This window comes from Nostoc sp. (assembly GCF_036917935.1).
In the GTDB taxonomy this organism is placed as follows: domain Bacteria; phylum Cyanobacteriota; class Cyanobacteriia; order Cyanobacteriales; family Nostocaceae; genus Nostoc.
Genome location: NZ_JBALEL010000062.1, coordinates 211,360 through 228,387, shown reverse-complemented (window position 1 = coordinate 228,387; position 17,028 = coordinate 211,360). Strand labels below are relative to the sequence as shown.

Genomic DNA, 17,028 nt, shown 5'->3' with positions numbered 1-17,028 from the left:
AGTCAACCCTACAGCCTAATCATAGCTTCTATTGCCCTGTGACTCTTCATCGCCAAAGCAACTAACTCCAACCCTGTCACCAAAGCATAACCCAAGCATAACTGCGCGATTTGCTTTGGCGAAATTACCCGATCATCAATAGGCAGATAATGTTGGTATTTATTTAGTTTATAAGTAGGATAGCAAGAATTAACTTTAATTAAGAATTAAGAATAGCAAATATAATTTTGGCAAAAGTACCTGACGAATGAAGTGGCTCTAAAAACCTGATTTTTCAAGGTATCTAGAAAACCTCACTTCTATTTCTCTCTCCTAAAAGGAGAGAGAAATAGAATTTTCCCCCTTAGAGCGTCGGGAAGGGCGTTAGGGGGTTAGGTTTTTTGTGAGCTTTTCCAGATGACCTGAATTATCAGAAGGGTTCAGGCAGCCCGCTAGCAACTCATTCGCTTATTGTCTGTCGTCAATGGCAACTTGAGGGACTCCCATGCTGTAGTTGGTAACACGGGCAGAAAGATTGTAGCTGACTTCGCCGACTTGTAGGAGCGATCGCAGATAATGCTCTAAGTCTGACCCCACACGGCGCAAGTTATAGTCTGTAAGGTCTGCGCCACTAGATGCTTCTACTAGTTCATCAAATTTTCGATAAATTTTTTGCAGGGCATCTTCATTCCAATTAAATTCGTTATCTGGGTCAACATCTAACGTTAAGACTTGTTGACTAGGAACCAGATCGCCATCCCGGTCAATTTCACCTGCAAAAATGCGGATATGCCGGGTTGTGGACTTGAGCAGCATCGGGTTATCCATAAAAGGGTGTAAGATTTGCGTGGATTACACTGAAATTATTGTAGACGTTATTCTGAGCTTGAATGCTCTCAATTTACAAGCTTTGAACGCAGTTTCAAAAGGGTATATTGAATGGGCGTAAGTAAAAATATCACCTTTACTGATTAGCTTGCTACTTGTGTGATGAGTTGAAGACAGAATTAACTGCTAGTACTGACAGTAGTCCAATTATTTTTCTGTAAAAATTACTGGATAGAGTATTTTCATCTGGTGTACTAATCTTACCTACTGCTAAGATTTTTTTTACTCATCAAGCCCAAAAGACACTAGGGTAAGGCACTTAGCAGGAATAATTTGATCTGTGTACATTTTTTATGGAGAACAAAAGTTTTGACATTAATAATTATGCCGATCAATTTCTCCGGAATTTTCTATTGCAAAAAACGTACATCAAGTAATTTCACTGAATAGGGCTACATCGACCGCTGGCTTTAATAAACTCAAAAAACTTCAGCGGTTTTACTTACGTATAAACACTAAATTTAGAGTAACAAGTAAAACTGTTGTTGACGTTCACATAAAGTTGATGTAAAAACCTTTAAAAAGGTTGAACAACTTCTTACAGAAACTTTATTGTGTAGAATCTTAAAAACTGAATAATAGTTATGGCTTACCATAAGCTACATCGGGCACAGAAACGTCAAAATCTAGACACTGAAAATCTAGCTTGAAAATCAACACAGGAGAGTGAAATGGAATACAAAGGTGATTGATGAAGAAAAATTCTTAATTCAAGCACTTTGGATTCAAAAGAGATATAAAGAATTTTTGCTGGACATCTACCTCCTTACCCTCATGACAACCAAGTAAAGGAATCTCAATAGCTATGAACTCCAAAGCATTACCACGCCAGATAAATAATCTCGAAGTAGGTGTTTATGAGTGTGAAATACATCTCAAATTCCGGTTGATTGAGGAAAAGAGTCTATTGAGCGATCGCGAGCAACTATTACAGGTGCTACTTGATGCTTTAACCGAAGGTTCTGATGACTTTCTAGAGACGCTACAAGCGTCCGTTAAAGCGCAGGAAGTGTCTGAGTTTAAAGCCTCACCTCAAATGCGGCGTCAGCTAATGCGCTTGCGTAATGTTGCTGAAAATACCCCAACTTAAATGTGTAATTTAAGTTGTGAAAAACGTGGATTGGGCATCAAATCAAATGTTGATCCCATACCCCCGTTGCCATAAAAACTAAGCAGTAAGTAGATTTCATAAAATATTGTGATTTCTACTTTGTGAAAGTCTTATTTAGCAGCACAAAGTCCCAGGAACAGTTTCCGCTATTAAAAACTTTGTAGCAAAGGGTACTGGTAGAATCTGAGAGCAAATTCAGCCGGGTGCATTTTACCGAGTTTTTATCAAAACATTGCAGAAGAACAAAACCCTGTGTCTTTACAGATGGGGAATTGGACAACAGGCACGAATCAAATGAAAACCTAAAAGACCAAAGTAAAAATAAATCACCTTTCTTTGAGCTTTTTGCTGAAGCTAAGTGCCTGATTTGCTGAAATACTTATGTTTTATCTATTACCAGTAATAGGTCATTGTTTAGCAGCCAGTTACCTATTACCAATTACCCAGGAGTAGGGGAGCAGGGTAGCAAAAATTTTAGATTTTAGATTGAATAATCCAAAATCTAAAATTGAATTGCCCAATGCTCAATGCCTATTTAGCAAGACCGTGTTCGAGAGCAAAACGAACTAACTCTGTACGGCTATTGGTGCCGGTTTTACTAAACAAACGGCTGACATATTTTTCTACATTGCGGACGCTGGTTTCTAAGCGACGGGCGATTTCTTTGTTCATCAACCCTTCCGCGACCAAATTTAATACACTTTGTTCTCTGGGAGTCAAATCAATTTTAAAAGGGGCTGGCGATTGGGAAATAGCATTTCTTTGAGTTAACAATGCCTTGATTTGGGCAATCTGATTGGCTAGTTCAGCAAGATCGGGGGTTTCAGCGTCATCTCCCGTACTTGCGGCCTTAGCGGCGCGACGGGCTAGCAAATTTTCGACTATAGCCACTAACTCATCTGGATCAAAAGGTTTGGGTAGATAGGCATCAACACCAGCATGATAGCCTTGGATGCGATCGCCTGTCATACCTTTAGCAGTTAAAAATACTACCGGTAGTGCTTGGAAGCGGGGGTCTTCTCGTAGTTGCTTGAGGAACTGATAGCCATCCACTTGAGGCATCATCACATCGGAAATCACTAAATCAGGTGTATTCAGCTGCATCCATTCCCAACCTTCAAGGGCGTTACTGGCGACTTGAACGCTGAAACCGCTCTCTTGCAAATAGTCTTTCACGGCTTCCCGTATCCCTGGTTCATCATCCACCAGTAACAATTGTGCTGACATTTAAGATTCCCTTGAGTTTTCCTTTTTCCAATTTAGCGAAAGTTGACAGGGATTGAACAACTTGAATTCACCTCTACCGCCCCCAAAGCTTTTAAAGTTGACATCTCTGCCTCAGTCAACCCTTTAACCTCTGTAATAATTGTGCCTTCATCGGGACGGGCTGGCCGAAAAGTTTTCCAGCATTGCCCTTAGAGGATGTCTGAAAAGTTTTTTCTATACAGCGAATGCTTAGAGATCCCCCTAAATCCCCCTTAAAAAAGGGGGACTTTGAGACTCTTATTCCCCCTTTTTTAAGGGGGGTTAGGGGGGATCAGCAAATATCTGATACTTCTCAGACATCCTCTTACCACTGAGGATTTTGCATAATTAATGCCTCTGCTGCCGAGCTATTTAATGGAACTGAGAAAAAATGTCCCTGGCCATATTCACAGTTTAACTTTCTTAGAAGTACTAGTTGCTCTTTTGTCTCTACCCCTTCGGCAAGCACATCCACACCTAGCTTGTGTGCCAAAGTGACAATTATCTCAATAATTTCTACATTCTTACTATTAGTACCCATCGGGCTGATGAAAGAACGGTCAATTTTCAACACACTAATTGGAAAGTTATGAAGACGACCTAATGAGGAGTAACCTGTACCAAAGTCATCAATTGATAACTCAATGCCCATCTCTCGAAGTTGTAAAAGTGCGGCAGTTACCTTATCGCCATTTTCCACAATTACGCTTTCAGTAATCTCTAGCGCTAGAGTGCCAGCATCAAGACCAGTTGAGTGCAAAATTTGCCCAATCTGCTCTATCAAATCCGGCTGAGAAAATTGCTTAACGGAAAGATTAACACTAATTTTCTTTAGTAAGTTGGAACGATGGCATACCCGCCAAGCTTGCATCTGGCGGCAGGCTTCATGTAACCCCCATCTGCCAATGGATAAAATTAGTCCCGTTTCTTCTGCTAGGGGAATAAAATCTGCTGGATTAAGCAGACCACGCTCTGGATGCTGCCAGCGCAACAGAGCCTCAAAACCTAAAATAGAGCCACTAGTAAGCGAAATAATCGGTTGATAATAAACCCGAAACTCAAGGCGTTCAATTGCTCGGCGCAAATCGGTCTCTAACTGCAATCTCGCCACAGCATTAGCATACATATCTGAGTTGAATAGCTCATAACGCGCTCTGCCTAACACCTTGGCATGGTACATTGCTGTATCAGCATCCCTCAACAGTTCTTCTGGGTGTTCATAGTCTACTGTCGAACTCAACGCGATGCCAATACTTGCCGTGATGAATACTTCTTGTCCGTCAAGCTCAAAGGGTAACGCTAGTTCCTGTTGAATCCGTTCAGCTACTGTGATGGCGTCTGAAACATCCTGGACTCCCTCAAGCAGGATTGTAAATTCGTCTCCCCCAAGCCGTGCGGCTGTATCTATGGAGCGTACACATATTTCTAGCCGACTTGCAATAGCAAGCAGAAGTTGGTCTCCATTTAGGTGTCCAAGACTGTCATTAATCACCTTAAACCGATCTAGGTCGATAAATAGCACAGCAAATAGATAATCTGAATGCCGTTTTGAATAATTTATCGCATGTTTTAGGTGTTTCATAAATGCAGCGCGGTTTGCCAGACCCGTCAGTGCATCGTGAAAGGCAAGGTGCAGCAGTTGTGACTCGACTCGTTTACGCTCTGTAATTTCATTTAGCAATTTCTGATTTGCTTTTACCAGTTCCGCTGTCCGTTCCGCCACCCGTATTTCTAACTCACGGTAAGTTCTGTGCAACATTTCTTCAGCTTGTTTGCGTTCACTGATGTTGCACAGCAGCCAACGCCAGCCAAGCTGCTTCCCCTCAAGGTCATATACTACAGACGCTTTCACACTAGCAGGGAAAGGCCTTCCTCTCCGTGGTTGGAGGTTAATTTCCCAGTTCAGTAGCTCCTGCAAATTTTGCATTTGAGAGCTAAAGCACTGGCGGTCTTGTTGAGCAATAAAGAGAATTAATGGTTTACCGACTAAATACTTTTGTTGGAGACCGAGCAAACTTGCTGCTACATGGTTAGCCTCTTGGATTGTCCCGACGGTATTAGTTACCAAGTAACCATAGGGAGCAAACTCAAACAAATCTTGGTAATGCTGGCGCTCTTTCTCTACTGCCGCTCGTGTTACCTCTAACTCCTCGGAAGCTGTTAATAGTTCTTCCATTGCGGTGTTAAGTTCCTCGAAAGCCTCTGTTATGATCTCCTGTTGTGAGTTTGGTTTAGTTCTGTTGCATTGCAATAGTCCCTGTACCTGTGAGCGCAATTTCTCTATCTGTTGGCTAAATCCATCCACTTTCATGTTGCTCAACTCACAAAACTATGAAGCGTAGCTGTGAATGAAGAGAGCAAGGGAAGCAAACCCCATGCTTTCCTCAAGGCTTCAGACGCTATTGAGCAGGCAAGGAACGGGTTACTTGCAAGAGCGGACACTTTATAAATAAATATGGCAGAACTTGTTTTTTTTGATTTACTAACTTATCTATCAATGATGAGGGAGCAATCAAATATGTCAACGTTCAAATTAACTTTTCGCCCTATTCAGTGCCAAAAACTTGTCCAATAACGACCAAAGTGCAAAGTTGCAGCAAGCCCTATCTACTGAAATTTTTATTTTATTAAATACAAGCTATTAAAGTTAAAACTTGATCAATAACAGCATATTTGCTTTCCCTATTTTTGAAAATACTTCTTAAGATATATTCACTTTTGTGAGCTAAGGAAAGAATAAGGGTCTTAGTCAATGCTTTTGGGCTGACAAGAGCGTTTTTGCTTAGGCGTTGCTGAATTCAGGGATGAAAATGATTTTGCGTGATTTCAAAACCTTTGTAGAGACGTTGCAATTGCTAGTCTCTACACCAAGATTTATATATCTAATCAGCAACGCCGTTTTTCTTACTTACAGTCGAGCAATTATCTTGGCATTTTCTGGTAGCTTGGCGTCTCTTTGCCCAGCAGTACGCGCCCTAGCTGTGAACAAACCAATGGGAGTATTTAATAAATCTACAAGGGTGGCTTGACCAGCGATGCCTGCGGTGGGCTGCGCCAACGCCTTTTTAATATCCCTTGGTATTTCTTTCAATAACCAACGTGCCAAACGATAGCCGTATTCTTTGGGTGTCATCTCTCGCATTAATTCTACACCATGCAGTTCGTGCAGATAGCGATTTGAGCGTCCATAGCGCCGCCATTGACTTTCCAGTTCTGGAAGTGTAGCGCGGTGGCGGTGCTGAACGATCGCATTTGGGGCAAATTCCAAACGCCCAATGTTTTCCCCCAAAATCCGCCAACAAATATCGGCATCGCCACCAGTTGTAAGATAGGGACGAAATAAACCCACTTTTTCTAAGGCAATGCGTCGAATCGCCAAATTAGCGGTTTGACCATAGGGACGAAAGGAATGCTTAAGGGTATGCTTTTGCGACAAAGTTTCTTGACGGTCTGCGTGTTGTTCTAGCAGAGTTGTGCCTGGTAGTGCCAAAATTTCACCAGCAACAATTACCACTTCTTTATTGACAAAAGGCTGGATTAATGCATCTAACCATTGCGATTGTGGACGACAATCTGCATCGGTAAAAACGATAATTTCACCCGTAGCGGCGCGAATCCCAGTATTACGAGCAGCGTAAGAGCTTTGAATTTGGGTTTCGCTCAAGGGGTGAATTGTAATTGGGCAATTTTCGGCAGATGTTTTGAGGATGGTGAGAGTGCGATCGCTACTATTATTGTCCACCAACAAGTATTCTACCCGGTCTTTTGGGTAAGTTTGAGACAACAGACAATTGATTAACTCTGGTAAATCCGCCTCACCGTTATAAATAGGAACAACCACCGACACCATTGGTAAAAAGCTGGTGGCGGTGGTTGCATCAACTGGCTGATGATTCATAAATCTGAGATTTTGATTTGGGATTACTTACTAGTATTCCCAAATCAAAATCTTGGAACGGTAATATCAAGTAGTTTCCATAACTCCAAAAATCTGGATTTGGGAATATATGAACACCTGCTAACAAATTACTCACCTAAAATTTCAAGTCACCAGCGCGGCTCATGGGTCGAGTCGGTTGATTTGCTGGCGGCTGGGCAAAGTTGTTATTTGATAGAATTGCGATCGCCCGAGCATATTGGGGATCGCTCTTAGTTCCGATTAAATCTGGATTAGAAGCCAACTGACGCTCTTGTGCCTCTGTCAAGTCTAACTTGATATCTGGCGTAATCCCTTTATGGTTAATATCCGTTCCCGCCGGGGTGTAGTAATGGGCAATGGTGACAGCCAAGCCGGAACCATCTGCGAGTTCATGAACTGACTGCACTAAAGCTTTGCCAAAGGTTTGACCACCTACGACTACCGCCCGCTTATTATCCTTGAGCGCCCCTGTAAGGATTTCACTAGCACTAGCTGAATTACCATCCACTAAGACCGCCAAAGGACGATTTGTCAGAGCAGTGCGATTGGCTTTAGTTTCCTCACTGCTGCCCACACGGTCTATTGTCTTGACAATTCCGCCGTTATCGTACCACATCCGAGCAATTTCAATGCTGGCCTGCAACAAACCGCCAGGATTTCCTCGCAAATCCAAGACATAAGAATCAACTTTCTTAGTGTTCAAATCGCGGATGGCTCGTTGCATTTGGTCTGCGGCGTGGGCGCTAAATTCCCGCAAACGGATATAGCCAACGCGGCGATTCCCTTCTTGTCTGAGGGTATAGCGTACCGTTGGGACTTCAATACTTGCCCTAGTCAGCTTCAAATCAAAAGCATTTTGGCCTGCGCGTCCCAGGCGTAGCTTGATGGGAGTACCCGCTTTGCCACGGATTAGCTTCGAGGCGTCATCCACTTTCATTTTGAGAGTGGGTTTGCCGTCAATTGCCAAAATTTCATCACCTGCTTTGATCCCAGCTTTCAGCGCCGGAGAATTTTCTATGGCTTCGACAACAGTCAGCCGCTGAGTTTTTTGGTTCACTTCCATCCGAACGCCGATACCAGAGACTTCCCCAGATGTTTGGCTAGTCAGGGCTTCAAACTGTTGGGGGTCCATGAACCGAGTGTAAGGATCTCCCAACTTTTGTAAAGCTTCGCGGATGGCAGTGTATGCTTCTTCCTTAGAAGAGTAGTCTTTGCTCAACAGGGTTTGTCTGGTTGCTTGCCAATCTTGTTGATTAAATTTACCATCAACATATTCATGATTCACCAGTTGCCAAACTTGGTCAACTATCACTTTTGGGCTGTCTTGTAGGGCTAGAGCAGCACGGACACCACGAGTCCAAGCGGGGCCGAACACAGACATCGTAGCAGTTGTGGCGATCGCTCCACCAATCAAGGCTACTTGGAGCGGTGAGTAACTTTTCGCAGATTGGTTCATGTATACTTTAGCTGGAATAATTGTGTTGTTGACAGTTTAGCAATCAGGCTTTCCAGAAATTTTTAAGTTTTTATACCCCAAAATAAACTATGCTCCTTCATCATTGTTCTCGTTGAATGATGTCAAAAATACCGCATTAGTTATTAACAATCATTTCTCAGTTTGTTAGCCTTCTCCGGAAGGCTATACTGACGATGTGACACTTTGATTAGCGTCATGTTTGCATTCTAGATTACTTTTATAAGATAGCACTTTGCTTACTGAATTGTAGCACTGTTAGACAGCCATTAAATCAGCTTTTCTTACCTAAGTCATGAAACGCAAATTTACCATCAAATCATTAATTTCTATTAAAAAACATTCTGTTAATCTGTGGCAATTGTTACAAAAACTCAGTGGTGGATTGTACCTTGTCCTGGGTGTTTGGCTGATTTTTACTACTATAACCTTAGTTTTTGCTTCTTCGCAGCCAATAGATGCCTTCTTTGTGCTTGGTGGCAGTATTCGTCGAGAAACTTATGTTGCCCAACAAGCAAAACAATACCCGCAAACCCCAATTTTAATTTCTCATGGTTCCCCAGATCCTTGTATACGGTTAATTTTTCAGGCGGAATTAGCAGAGTTGCAAAACGTTTGGTTAGAAAACTGTGCGAATTCTACCTTTGAAAATTTTTATTATAGTATTCCAATTCTGCGACGTTGGGGAGTGCATAAAGTCATGTTGATTACCTCGCCAAGTCACCTACCCAGAGCTAAATGGATGGCACAAATTCTTTTGAGCGCTCATGGTATTTGGGTAGAGTCAGAAATTGTTCAGGAGTTGGGTGTTCCTGGTAATAGTGAATCTTGGCTCAAAACTGGATTAGATGTAACACGCAGCTTATTTTGGGCAATTTTAAGTCAAATTATGCAACCGCAATGCTCAAATATTACAAGACTTACTGAAGTAGATATGCAAGCTTGGGAAAATCGAGGTTTTCATTGTGAACATCAAGGGGGGGTAGGGAGATAACTTACTCGTAATGCGTCCACATAGGAATTATCTTGACTACTTGCTCAGATTCGATGACCTCATATACTAACCGATGCTGTATATTTATCCTACGAGAATAAGCACCTGATAAGTCACCAACCAGCTTTTCATAAGGTTGAGGATTTTGAAAAGGATTTTCTTCAAGGACTGCGAGTAATTCCTCGGCCTTTTCCTTTAAGTTACTAGAAGCTAATTTCTTGGCGTCTTTTTGCGCTTGTTTTGTGTAAATCAACCTCCAACTCGCTCCTTCGGGGTTTGGAAGTGGCTCCTCAGAAGCTTGTTGACTCACCAATCCAACTTCCCATCACATTCTTGAATCGGGGTTGCTAGTCCTTCTTTTATAGATTCTCGCATTCCAGGGACAGATAATAAGTAAAGAGTCTCCTGAATTGCAGACCAATCTTTTTCCGCAAGCAGAATTGCATTACCGCGATCGCCTCGAATAATCACAGGTTTACCCTGCTCTGCAACTTGGTCGATGATCTGTTGCAAATTATTTTGAGCTTCGTTGACGGGAAGCGAAGACATCATACTTTTTTGGCTCACGATAACTTTAATTTAGTATACTCGCATAGCATTTGAATTAATGACCTATATCGAATTTGCTTTATATGAGCTTGTAAATTAAAAGCGAGGTATTACACCTAGTACGGCAATCAGGTTATCAAAATTTTTTGGAAATAACTCAGAGCTTTGGTTAAACCTGCAACAAAATTGGGAACTTTACCACGTTCTCAAGGAAGAAGAAGAGGAACTAAAAAGTATTTTGCAATTTGGAATCACAAAGTAGCGATCGCCTTGAAAAGTAAGCAAGTTCGTAGTCAGGACTTTAGTCCTTATTTTCTAAGCCATAAAGTGCTTACTACAAACCCTGTCCTTCAAAAAACTTGTCATATTTACTTTATAAAAACCAAGGATAAAAATATGGGGGAGAAATTTGTCAACTATCAAATCCGTTCGATGGGGATTTAGACCCCACCACAAAACTCGTCGCTTGTTAGTTGCTCTTTACTTAACCCCCCAGAATTTGTTAATGCAAAAGTTCCCAATCTTGCAGCATTAAAATAGCATCTCTATACAAAGACAAATCCACCTGGTTAACTTCTATTCCCTGTCCAATTCCTTGTAGAAGGGTAATTGTTAATTGTCCTCCCAAATGTTCACGGAACTCGGTAAGCCCCCTAAATAGACAATGCGGATGGTCTAGTTGATCTAACTGCTCTGTCAGTGCCGATACGTACAAAGTAAAGCCTAATTTTTTGAGTGTAGTTAGAACCTTTTGCAACTCTGATTGCAAGAGTTGCCCTGTTAAATATGAATAGGTTGTGTCCAAAGCAATGCCGATCGCAACAGCTTCACCATGACGTAGGCTGTAATTAGTTAAATGCTCTAGTTTGTGAGCCGCCCAGTGTCCAAAATCCAAAGGACGTGATGAACCCATTTCAAAGGGATCGCCACTACCAGCAATATGCTCTAAGTGCAACTGAGAACAACGATAGATCAGCCTTTCCATTATGTCCATGTCTCGATTAGCCAATTTCTCGGCATTAGTCATAATGAAATCGAAGAAATCTGCATCTTTAATCAGTGCGACTTTCACTGCTTCTGCAATACCCGATCGCCAATCTCGCTCGTCAAGGCTAGTCAGAAAATCAAAGTCATTCAAGACAGCATAAGGTGGCATGAATGTACCCAAAAAGTTTTTCTTACCGAAGGCATTGATTCCGTTCTTTACCCCTACACCCGAATCGTTTTGCCCTAATACTGTTGTCGGTACTCGTAGTAGCCGAATTCCTCGGTGAGCCGTTGTTGCTGCATATCCTGCCATGTCTAGGACGGCTCCACCTCCAATTGCTAAAACGTAGGAGTGACGGCACAATCCAGATGCATTGATCTGCTGATGAATTTGCTCTATAAATCTAGAATCGTTCTTGACTGCTTCTCCACCCGGAACTACTATCGGTTCACCACTCAGTGTTAGTACATCTTCATAACATTGGGCATAGACTGATAATTTTTTTAGCAGCCCATTCTGGTACTGTAAAAATCCTCCATCTACCACTACTAGTACTCGTTTTGGGGTTGTCTCCCCATCTGCGGCAATCACTTGGGCGAGTAAAGGATTATCTAACTGAAACAGACCTCTAGTGAAGTGAACATCATAATTGAAAGTCACACGGACACATTGATTAATTGGTTGCAGATTTAGAGCGCTTTTTTGTTGAATAGCCATTTGAATATTAGTACTTTTTAAGTAACTGTAAATAGATTTGCTACTGCAATTAAGATTGACAGTAAAATAGACATGATAAATCAATTAAATAATTCAATATTGAAATGAATTAATAGAGAAATCTCGTTACTGAATTAATCATAGTTTTTAAGATTTTCCGCCTAACAGATAAATTTAAAAATAACATGAATTTATAATTTATATTGATGCCTAGATTTTATATCTGAGGCTAGTAATGGAGATCATTATTACATAAGATTCTAATTTTTTTCCCTAAGATAATTTTATGATTTATCCAATCAAAATGGTATCTTTACAGTATCTTCTTTAAAGTCAGGAGATTTTTATAGATTCAGTGAAGTTATGATCTCAGTAGTATATTATCTAACTGCTTTAATCCCAAAGTATCAAGTTTAGTGGTAGATTTTATACTTAGTTGTCACAAAAAAGTTGGGCAACTTATCCTGAATTTATCATGAATAAAGTAAACAAATTACTGCATCACTGGCTGTTAAAGTCTGTTTCAGAGAAAGCTTTTACTTGGTTGGAACAGAAGCAGGCACAGATTGCTAGCGGCGCTGCTGAGAGAGTGTTTTTTACGGCTTTTAGTGCTGTGCCGCGTTATCTAGGTAAACAGGATTTGCAGCTAACATTCCAGGACTTGCAAGCAGCAGAGGATCTGATTCCCGGCTGGTATCCTGGTAATTGGAGTGTAGATCAAGCAGGTCGCACACTTTTGCTTTTAGCTTTGCCCCACGATGATGCTGAGGGCTATGTGCGATCGCTCGATCAAGTCTTCTCCACTGCCGATATGGGGGAGTTAGTTGTTCTTTATCAAAGTTTGCCGCTATTACCACATCCAGAGTTACATCGCCACCGTACTGCTGAGGGAATTCGCAGCAATATGAGTAATGTATTCCAAGCCATAGCACTACGTAACCCTTATCCAGCGAATTATTTAGATAATGCTGCTTGGAATCAAATGGTGTTGAAGGCTGTGTTTGTCGGCAGTCCGTTGCATCTAATTTGGGGTCTAGATCGGCGTGCTAACCCAGAATTGGCGAGGATGTTGGCAGACTATGCCCATGAACGCTGGGCAGCTAAACGCTCAGTTACGCCAGAACTTTGGCGATCTGTAGGGCGGTTTGCCGATAGCGCAATCATCACAGATTTGGAAAAAGTACTGGCTAATGGGGCTGTAGAAGAGCAAGAAGCAGCAGCCTTAGCTTGTGCTGAGTCTCCTTTACCCCAAGCGCAAGCATTACTTTCTCATTACCCAGATTTACAGTCATCCATTCAACAAGGTAATCTGACTTGGAGCAGTTTTAGCCGCCAACGCCTCTTTGTTTACAAATAAAAGTGACTGGGGACTGGGAATCAGGAAGACAAGGAAAATAACCCATACCCAATGCCCAATGCCCAATTCCCAATAATTAAAACCATGATGTTCATCGATCCTCATATTCACATGTGTTCCCGTACTACTTACGATTACTTGGTAATGCGGGAATATGGAATTGTCGCCGTTATTGAACCAGCCTTTTGGTTAGGACAACCCCGAACTAACGCTGGCTCATTTAAAGACTATTTCAGTAGTCTTGTGGGCTGGGAACGGTTTCGTGCTAGCCAGTTTGGCATCCAACACTACTGCACAATCGGACTAAATCCGAAAGAAGCTAATAACGAAGCGCTAGCAGATGAAGTTATGGAACTGCTACCACTTTATGCCTGTAAAGAGGGAGTTGTTGCCATTGGTGAAATTGGCTATGACGATATGACAGAAGCAGAAGATAAGTACTTTTGTCAACAGTTAGAAATAGCCAAAGAACTTGATATGTTAGTACTAATTCATACTCCTCACCGCAATAAAAAGGCGGGTGCTAGTCGGAGTATGGATCGCTGTATTGAATATGGCTTAGATCCTTCACAAGTAGTTATCGATCACAACAACGAAGAAACTGTTGAAGAAGTATTAGGACGGGGTTTTTGGGCAGCTTTCACGATTTACCCACAAACGAAGATGGGTAACGCCAGGATGGTAGAAGTTGTCCGTAAGTATGGGTGTGATCGCATCATTGTAGATAGTAGCGCTGATTGGGGTATTAGCGATCCTTTGGCAGTCCCGAAAACGGCTCAGTTGATGCTAGATAGAGGCATTCCTGAAGAACATGTGCGAGCAGTTTGTTATGAAAATGCCCTAGCTGCTTACAGTCAAACTGGGCAGATGAAAGCTTCAGATTGGCTCAATCCCCAATCTATCGATCAACGTCAAATGTTCAGTGGTAATTCTGTGCTACGGGGACAAGAACCAGGAATCAAATCAGTTTCAGATTTTGTGTTGATTGAGTAGAAAATTGGGGAGAGACGCGATTAATCGCGTCTGTACTGGGAAGAGAAATTGCATAAATATCTAATTCATTTGTAATATGCGGTTTATTTTGAAAAATTACTAGGCATGGAGGCAGATAAATAAGTGAATGTTGCAAGCTTAAATTTTCAAAGCTGGCGGGGTTATCTGGAATTGATGCGTCCTGCTAATATTGTTACTGCTTGGGCGGATATTCTTCTCGGTTTTGCTGCTTCTGGCTCTGGGATAATTTTTACTAAATTAATTAATGGCGAAGCAACTTTTGCCATACTAATTCCATTAGCTTGGTTGTTATTGGCTACAACTGGTTTATATGGAGGCGGTATAGTTTTTAATGATGTTTTCGATGCAGACTTAGATGCAAAAGAGCGACCAAATAGAGCAATTCCCAGTGGTCGCGTATCTCGTCAAAATGCTACTTTATTGGGGAGTATACTCTTTGCAATCGGGATTATAGCTGCTTTTCAAGTATCGTTGTTGAGTGCTGCGATCGCAACATTTATCACTCTTTCATGCCTCCTCTATAACTCACTCGCCAAACATCATCATTTTTTTGGCCCTTTAAATATGGGTTTGTGTCGTGGCAGTAACTTATTATTAGGTGTAAGTGCTGTACCAATAATGATCGGAGAACGTTGGTATTTAGCGCTGATTCCTGTTCTTTATATTGCTGCTATCACCGCAATTAGTCAGGGTGAAGTTCATGGAGGTAAGCAGATTACGGGACTACTAGCACTACTGCTAATTGCAATAGTTGTGACAGCAGTTTTAGCTTTAGGACTATTAGAAGAGTATAGAGCGATCGCAGCCCTACCATTCGCTATTTTATTAGCTATCAGAATCTTGCCTAACTTTATCAAGGCGGCGCGGGAACCGATAGCCGAAAATATCCGAAGTGCTGTGAAAATAGGCGTTTTATCTCTAATAGTTTTAGATGCAACCGTTGCATCTGGTTTTGCTGGTTTGTATTACGGTTTATTCGTTCTAATCTTGCTACCAATTTCGATGAAGTTAGCAAAAGTATTTGCTGTTACTTAAACTTGAATGTATACACCCAGTAATACTATTAATCGGCTGTAGGGGCGCACATCTGTACATTAGTCTCAACTTAAGCCAAAACCCTTTTAAAATCTCGTTTCCAGCAAGAGGCTGGAAATGCTGCTTCTGGCGGCAGAGCCGCCAGCAAAGGAGGCGGAGCCTCAACGACGGGCATTCCCAGTCTGAGACTGGGAACGAGACAACGAGACAATCTATAAAAGCTGGTTTTAGAGGCTGTTTGAAAAGTCCTATTGTAGGTATCAAAACGTTCTAGATCCCCCTAAATCCCCCGATAAATTGGGGGACTTTGATTCCGGTTCCCCCCTTTTTAAGGGGGGTTAGGGGGGATCGCTAAGTGCATAAAATCACAGCAAAATACTTTTCAAACATCCTCTTAGACTGGCTTTCACCTTAAGTTGACACTAATGACAGATGTGCGCCCCTAACCATGAATATGTAGCAAGTATTTTGTGAAATAGTTTAAGCCAAAGAAAACAGATTACATATACAAGGGATAGAGCTAGAAAATGAAAATTACCAAAAACAATAATTTTCACTTAACTTATTGCAGCAATATTCATCCTGGTGAAAGTTGGTTAGAGGTTTTCGCCAATTTAGAAAAGTTTATTCCCGAACTCAAATCACGTTTATCGCCAACAGAACCTTTTGGTATTGGCTTGAGATTAGCAGATGTTGCCGCAAAACAACTTTTAGAAAGTAATAACTTAGCTAAATTCCAAGCTTGGCTAACTCAACAAGATTTATATGTTTTCACCTTAAACGGATTCCCTTATGGCGGATTTCATCGACAGGTGGTAAAAGACCAAGTTTATGCACCAGATTGGTCTACACAAGAACGGGTTAATTATACATTAAACTTGGCACACATTTTAGCTACTCTGTTACCCGAAGGACTTGATGGTGGAATTTCTACACTACCATTATCCTATAAACCTTGGTGGGTAAAAGACCAAGCAACTTTCGAGACAGTTCTGAAAAAGAGTTGTTTGAATATAGCATCAGTTGTTGTAGAAATGATTCGCATCAGCGAAGAAACAGGTAAGATACTTCATATTGATTTAGAACCTGAGCCTGATGGTTTAATTGAAAATACCTCAGAAGTAATTGATTTTTATCAAAATTGGTTATTGCCAATTGGTGGTAGTTATTTATCAGAAAAATTAAATATCGAGCCGGATTTAGCAGAGACTAAATTGCTAGAACATGTTCGTATTTGCTATGACACCTGCCATTTTTCAGTTGAATATGAACAGCCAAATTCTGTATTTGCACTTTTACAATCGGCAGGAATTAAAATTGGTAAAATTCAAATCAGCGCTGCAATTAAAGTAAAAATACCTGCTGAGGTTGAGAAGCGTAGTTTGATAGTTGAACGCTTACGCCCTTTTGCTGAATCTACCTATCTTCACCAAGTAATAGAACGTCGCAGCGATGGTACACTCAATCACTATCCTGACTTAATCACTGCATTACCGTATTTAGAGAAATCTCTAGCTGAAGAATGGCGCACTCACTTTCATGTACCAATTTTTATTCATGATTATCAAATTTTACAATCTACACAAGATGACATTGCTACTGTTTTGCATCTACTTCAGACAAACGATGCTTGCTCACATTTAGAAATTGAGACTTACACTTGGGATGTATTGCCGTCAGAAATGAAGATAGATCTGCTAACTTCTATTCAGCGTGAATATGAGTGGGTATTAAAAGAACTCGCCGCCAATTAAGAAG

General features: G+C 41.3%; 15 protein-coding genes. 7 read left to right on the top strand and 8 right to left on the bottom strand.

Features of this window, described 5'->3' with window-relative positions; translation table 11 throughout:
* Positions 1–447: 447 nt before the first annotated feature.
* Entirely contained in the window at positions 448–807 is a 360-nt protein-coding gene (locus V7K62_RS27640) for an NAD(P)H-quinone oxidoreductase subunit M (protein WP_334869810.1), read from the bottom strand.
* 865 nt (positions 808–1,672) lie between these two features.
* Between V7K62_RS27640 and V7K62_RS27635 the strand changes: the two genes are divergently transcribed.
* Entirely contained in the window at positions 1,673–1,957 is a 285-nt protein-coding gene (locus V7K62_RS27635; protein WP_334869808.1) for an Npun_R1517 family heterocyst differentiation transcriptional regulator, read from the top strand.
* A gap of 552 nt (positions 1,958–2,509) precedes the next feature.
* On the opposite strand, the gene V7K62_RS27630 is transcribed toward V7K62_RS27635, so the two are convergent.
* From V7K62_RS27630 to ctpB, 4 genes are all read right to left on the bottom strand, one after another.
* The gene (locus V7K62_RS27630; protein ID WP_251959533.1) at positions 2,510–3,205 is read right to left on the bottom strand and encodes a response regulator transcription factor; all 696 of its coding nucleotides are present in this window, start codon (positions 3,203–3,205) and stop codon (positions 2,510–2,512) included.
* Between the two features lie 343 nt (positions 3,206–3,548).
* Positions 3,549–5,534, bottom strand: coding sequence for a sensor domain-containing protein (locus V7K62_RS27625; protein ID WP_334869806.1), 1,986 nt, complete (start codon positions 5,532–5,534; stop codon positions 3,549–3,551).
* Positions 5,535–6,131: 597 nt separating this feature from the next.
* Positions 6,132–7,121, bottom strand: coding sequence for a glycosyltransferase (locus V7K62_RS27620; protein WP_334869804.1), 990 nt, complete (start codon positions 7,119–7,121; stop codon positions 6,132–6,134).
* A gap of 136 nt (positions 7,122–7,257) precedes the next feature.
* Positions 7,258–8,598, bottom strand: a complete 1,341-nt coding sequence (gene ctpB, locus V7K62_RS27615; protein ID WP_334869802.1) for a carboxyl-terminal processing protease CtpB — start codon at positions 8,596–8,598, stop codon at positions 7,258–7,260.
* Between the two features lie 313 nt (positions 8,599–8,911).
* On the opposite strand from ctpB, the gene V7K62_RS27610 reads away from it, so the two are divergent.
* A complete protein-coding gene (locus V7K62_RS27610) occupies positions 8,912–9,610 on the top strand; it encodes a YdcF family protein (RefSeq protein ID WP_334869800.1) in 699 nt (232 codons plus the stop codon).
* 1 nt (position 9,611) lies between these two features.
* On the opposite strand, the gene V7K62_RS27605 is transcribed toward V7K62_RS27610, so the two are convergent.
* Together V7K62_RS27605 and V7K62_RS27600 are read right to left on the bottom strand one after the other, a co-directional pair.
* A complete protein-coding gene (locus V7K62_RS27605; protein ID WP_334869797.1) occupies positions 9,612–9,920 on the bottom strand; it encodes a Txe/YoeB family addiction module toxin in 309 nt (102 codons plus the stop codon).
* The gene (locus tag V7K62_RS27600) at positions 9,917–10,162 is read right to left on the bottom strand and encodes a type II toxin-antitoxin system Phd/YefM family antitoxin (RefSeq protein ID WP_334869796.1); all 246 of its coding nucleotides are present in this window, start codon (positions 10,160–10,162) and stop codon (positions 9,917–9,919) included. The genes V7K62_RS27605 and V7K62_RS27600 overlap by 4 nt, the downstream gene beginning before the upstream one ends.
* 162 nt (positions 10,163–10,324) lie before the next feature.
* On the opposite strand from V7K62_RS27600, the gene V7K62_RS27595 reads away from it, so the two are divergent.
* The gene (locus tag V7K62_RS27595) at positions 10,325–10,603 is read left to right on the top strand and encodes a hypothetical protein (protein ID WP_334869794.1); all 279 of its coding nucleotides are present in this window, start codon (positions 10,325–10,327) and stop codon (positions 10,601–10,603) included.
* 58 nt (positions 10,604–10,661) lie between these two features.
* On the opposite strand, the gene V7K62_RS27590 is transcribed toward V7K62_RS27595, so the two are convergent.
* Complete coding sequence (locus tag V7K62_RS27590) at positions 10,662–11,864, bottom strand: 3-dehydroquinate synthase (protein ID WP_334869792.1); 1,203 nt, start codon at positions 11,862–11,864, stop codon at positions 10,662–10,664.
* Between the two features lie 475 nt (positions 11,865–12,339).
* Here V7K62_RS27590 and V7K62_RS27585 point away from each other — a divergent pair, with 475 nt between their 5' ends.
* From V7K62_RS27585 to eboE, 4 genes are all read left to right on the top strand, one after another.
* Positions 12,340–13,221, top strand: a complete 882-nt coding sequence (locus V7K62_RS27585; RefSeq protein ID WP_334869790.1) for an EboA family metabolite traffic protein — start codon at positions 12,340–12,342, stop codon at positions 13,219–13,221.
* A 51-nt stretch (positions 13,222–13,272) separates the two neighbouring features.
* Positions 13,273–14,214 (top strand): TatD family hydrolase, encoded by a 942-nt coding sequence (locus tag V7K62_RS27580; RefSeq protein WP_334869788.1) that lies wholly within the window; start codon positions 13,273–13,275, stop codon positions 14,212–14,214.
* Between the two features lie 123 nt (positions 14,215–14,337).
* The gene (gene eboC, locus V7K62_RS27575; protein WP_334869786.1) at positions 14,338–15,270 is read left to right on the top strand and encodes a UbiA-like protein EboC; all 933 of its coding nucleotides are present in this window, start codon (positions 14,338–14,340) and stop codon (positions 15,268–15,270) included.
* A gap of 527 nt (positions 15,271–15,797) precedes the next feature.
* Positions 15,798–17,024, top strand: a complete 1,227-nt coding sequence (eboE, locus tag V7K62_RS27570; protein WP_334869784.1) for a metabolite traffic protein EboE — start codon at positions 15,798–15,800, stop codon at positions 17,022–17,024.
* The last annotated feature ends 4 nt before the right edge of the window (positions 17,025–17,028 follow it).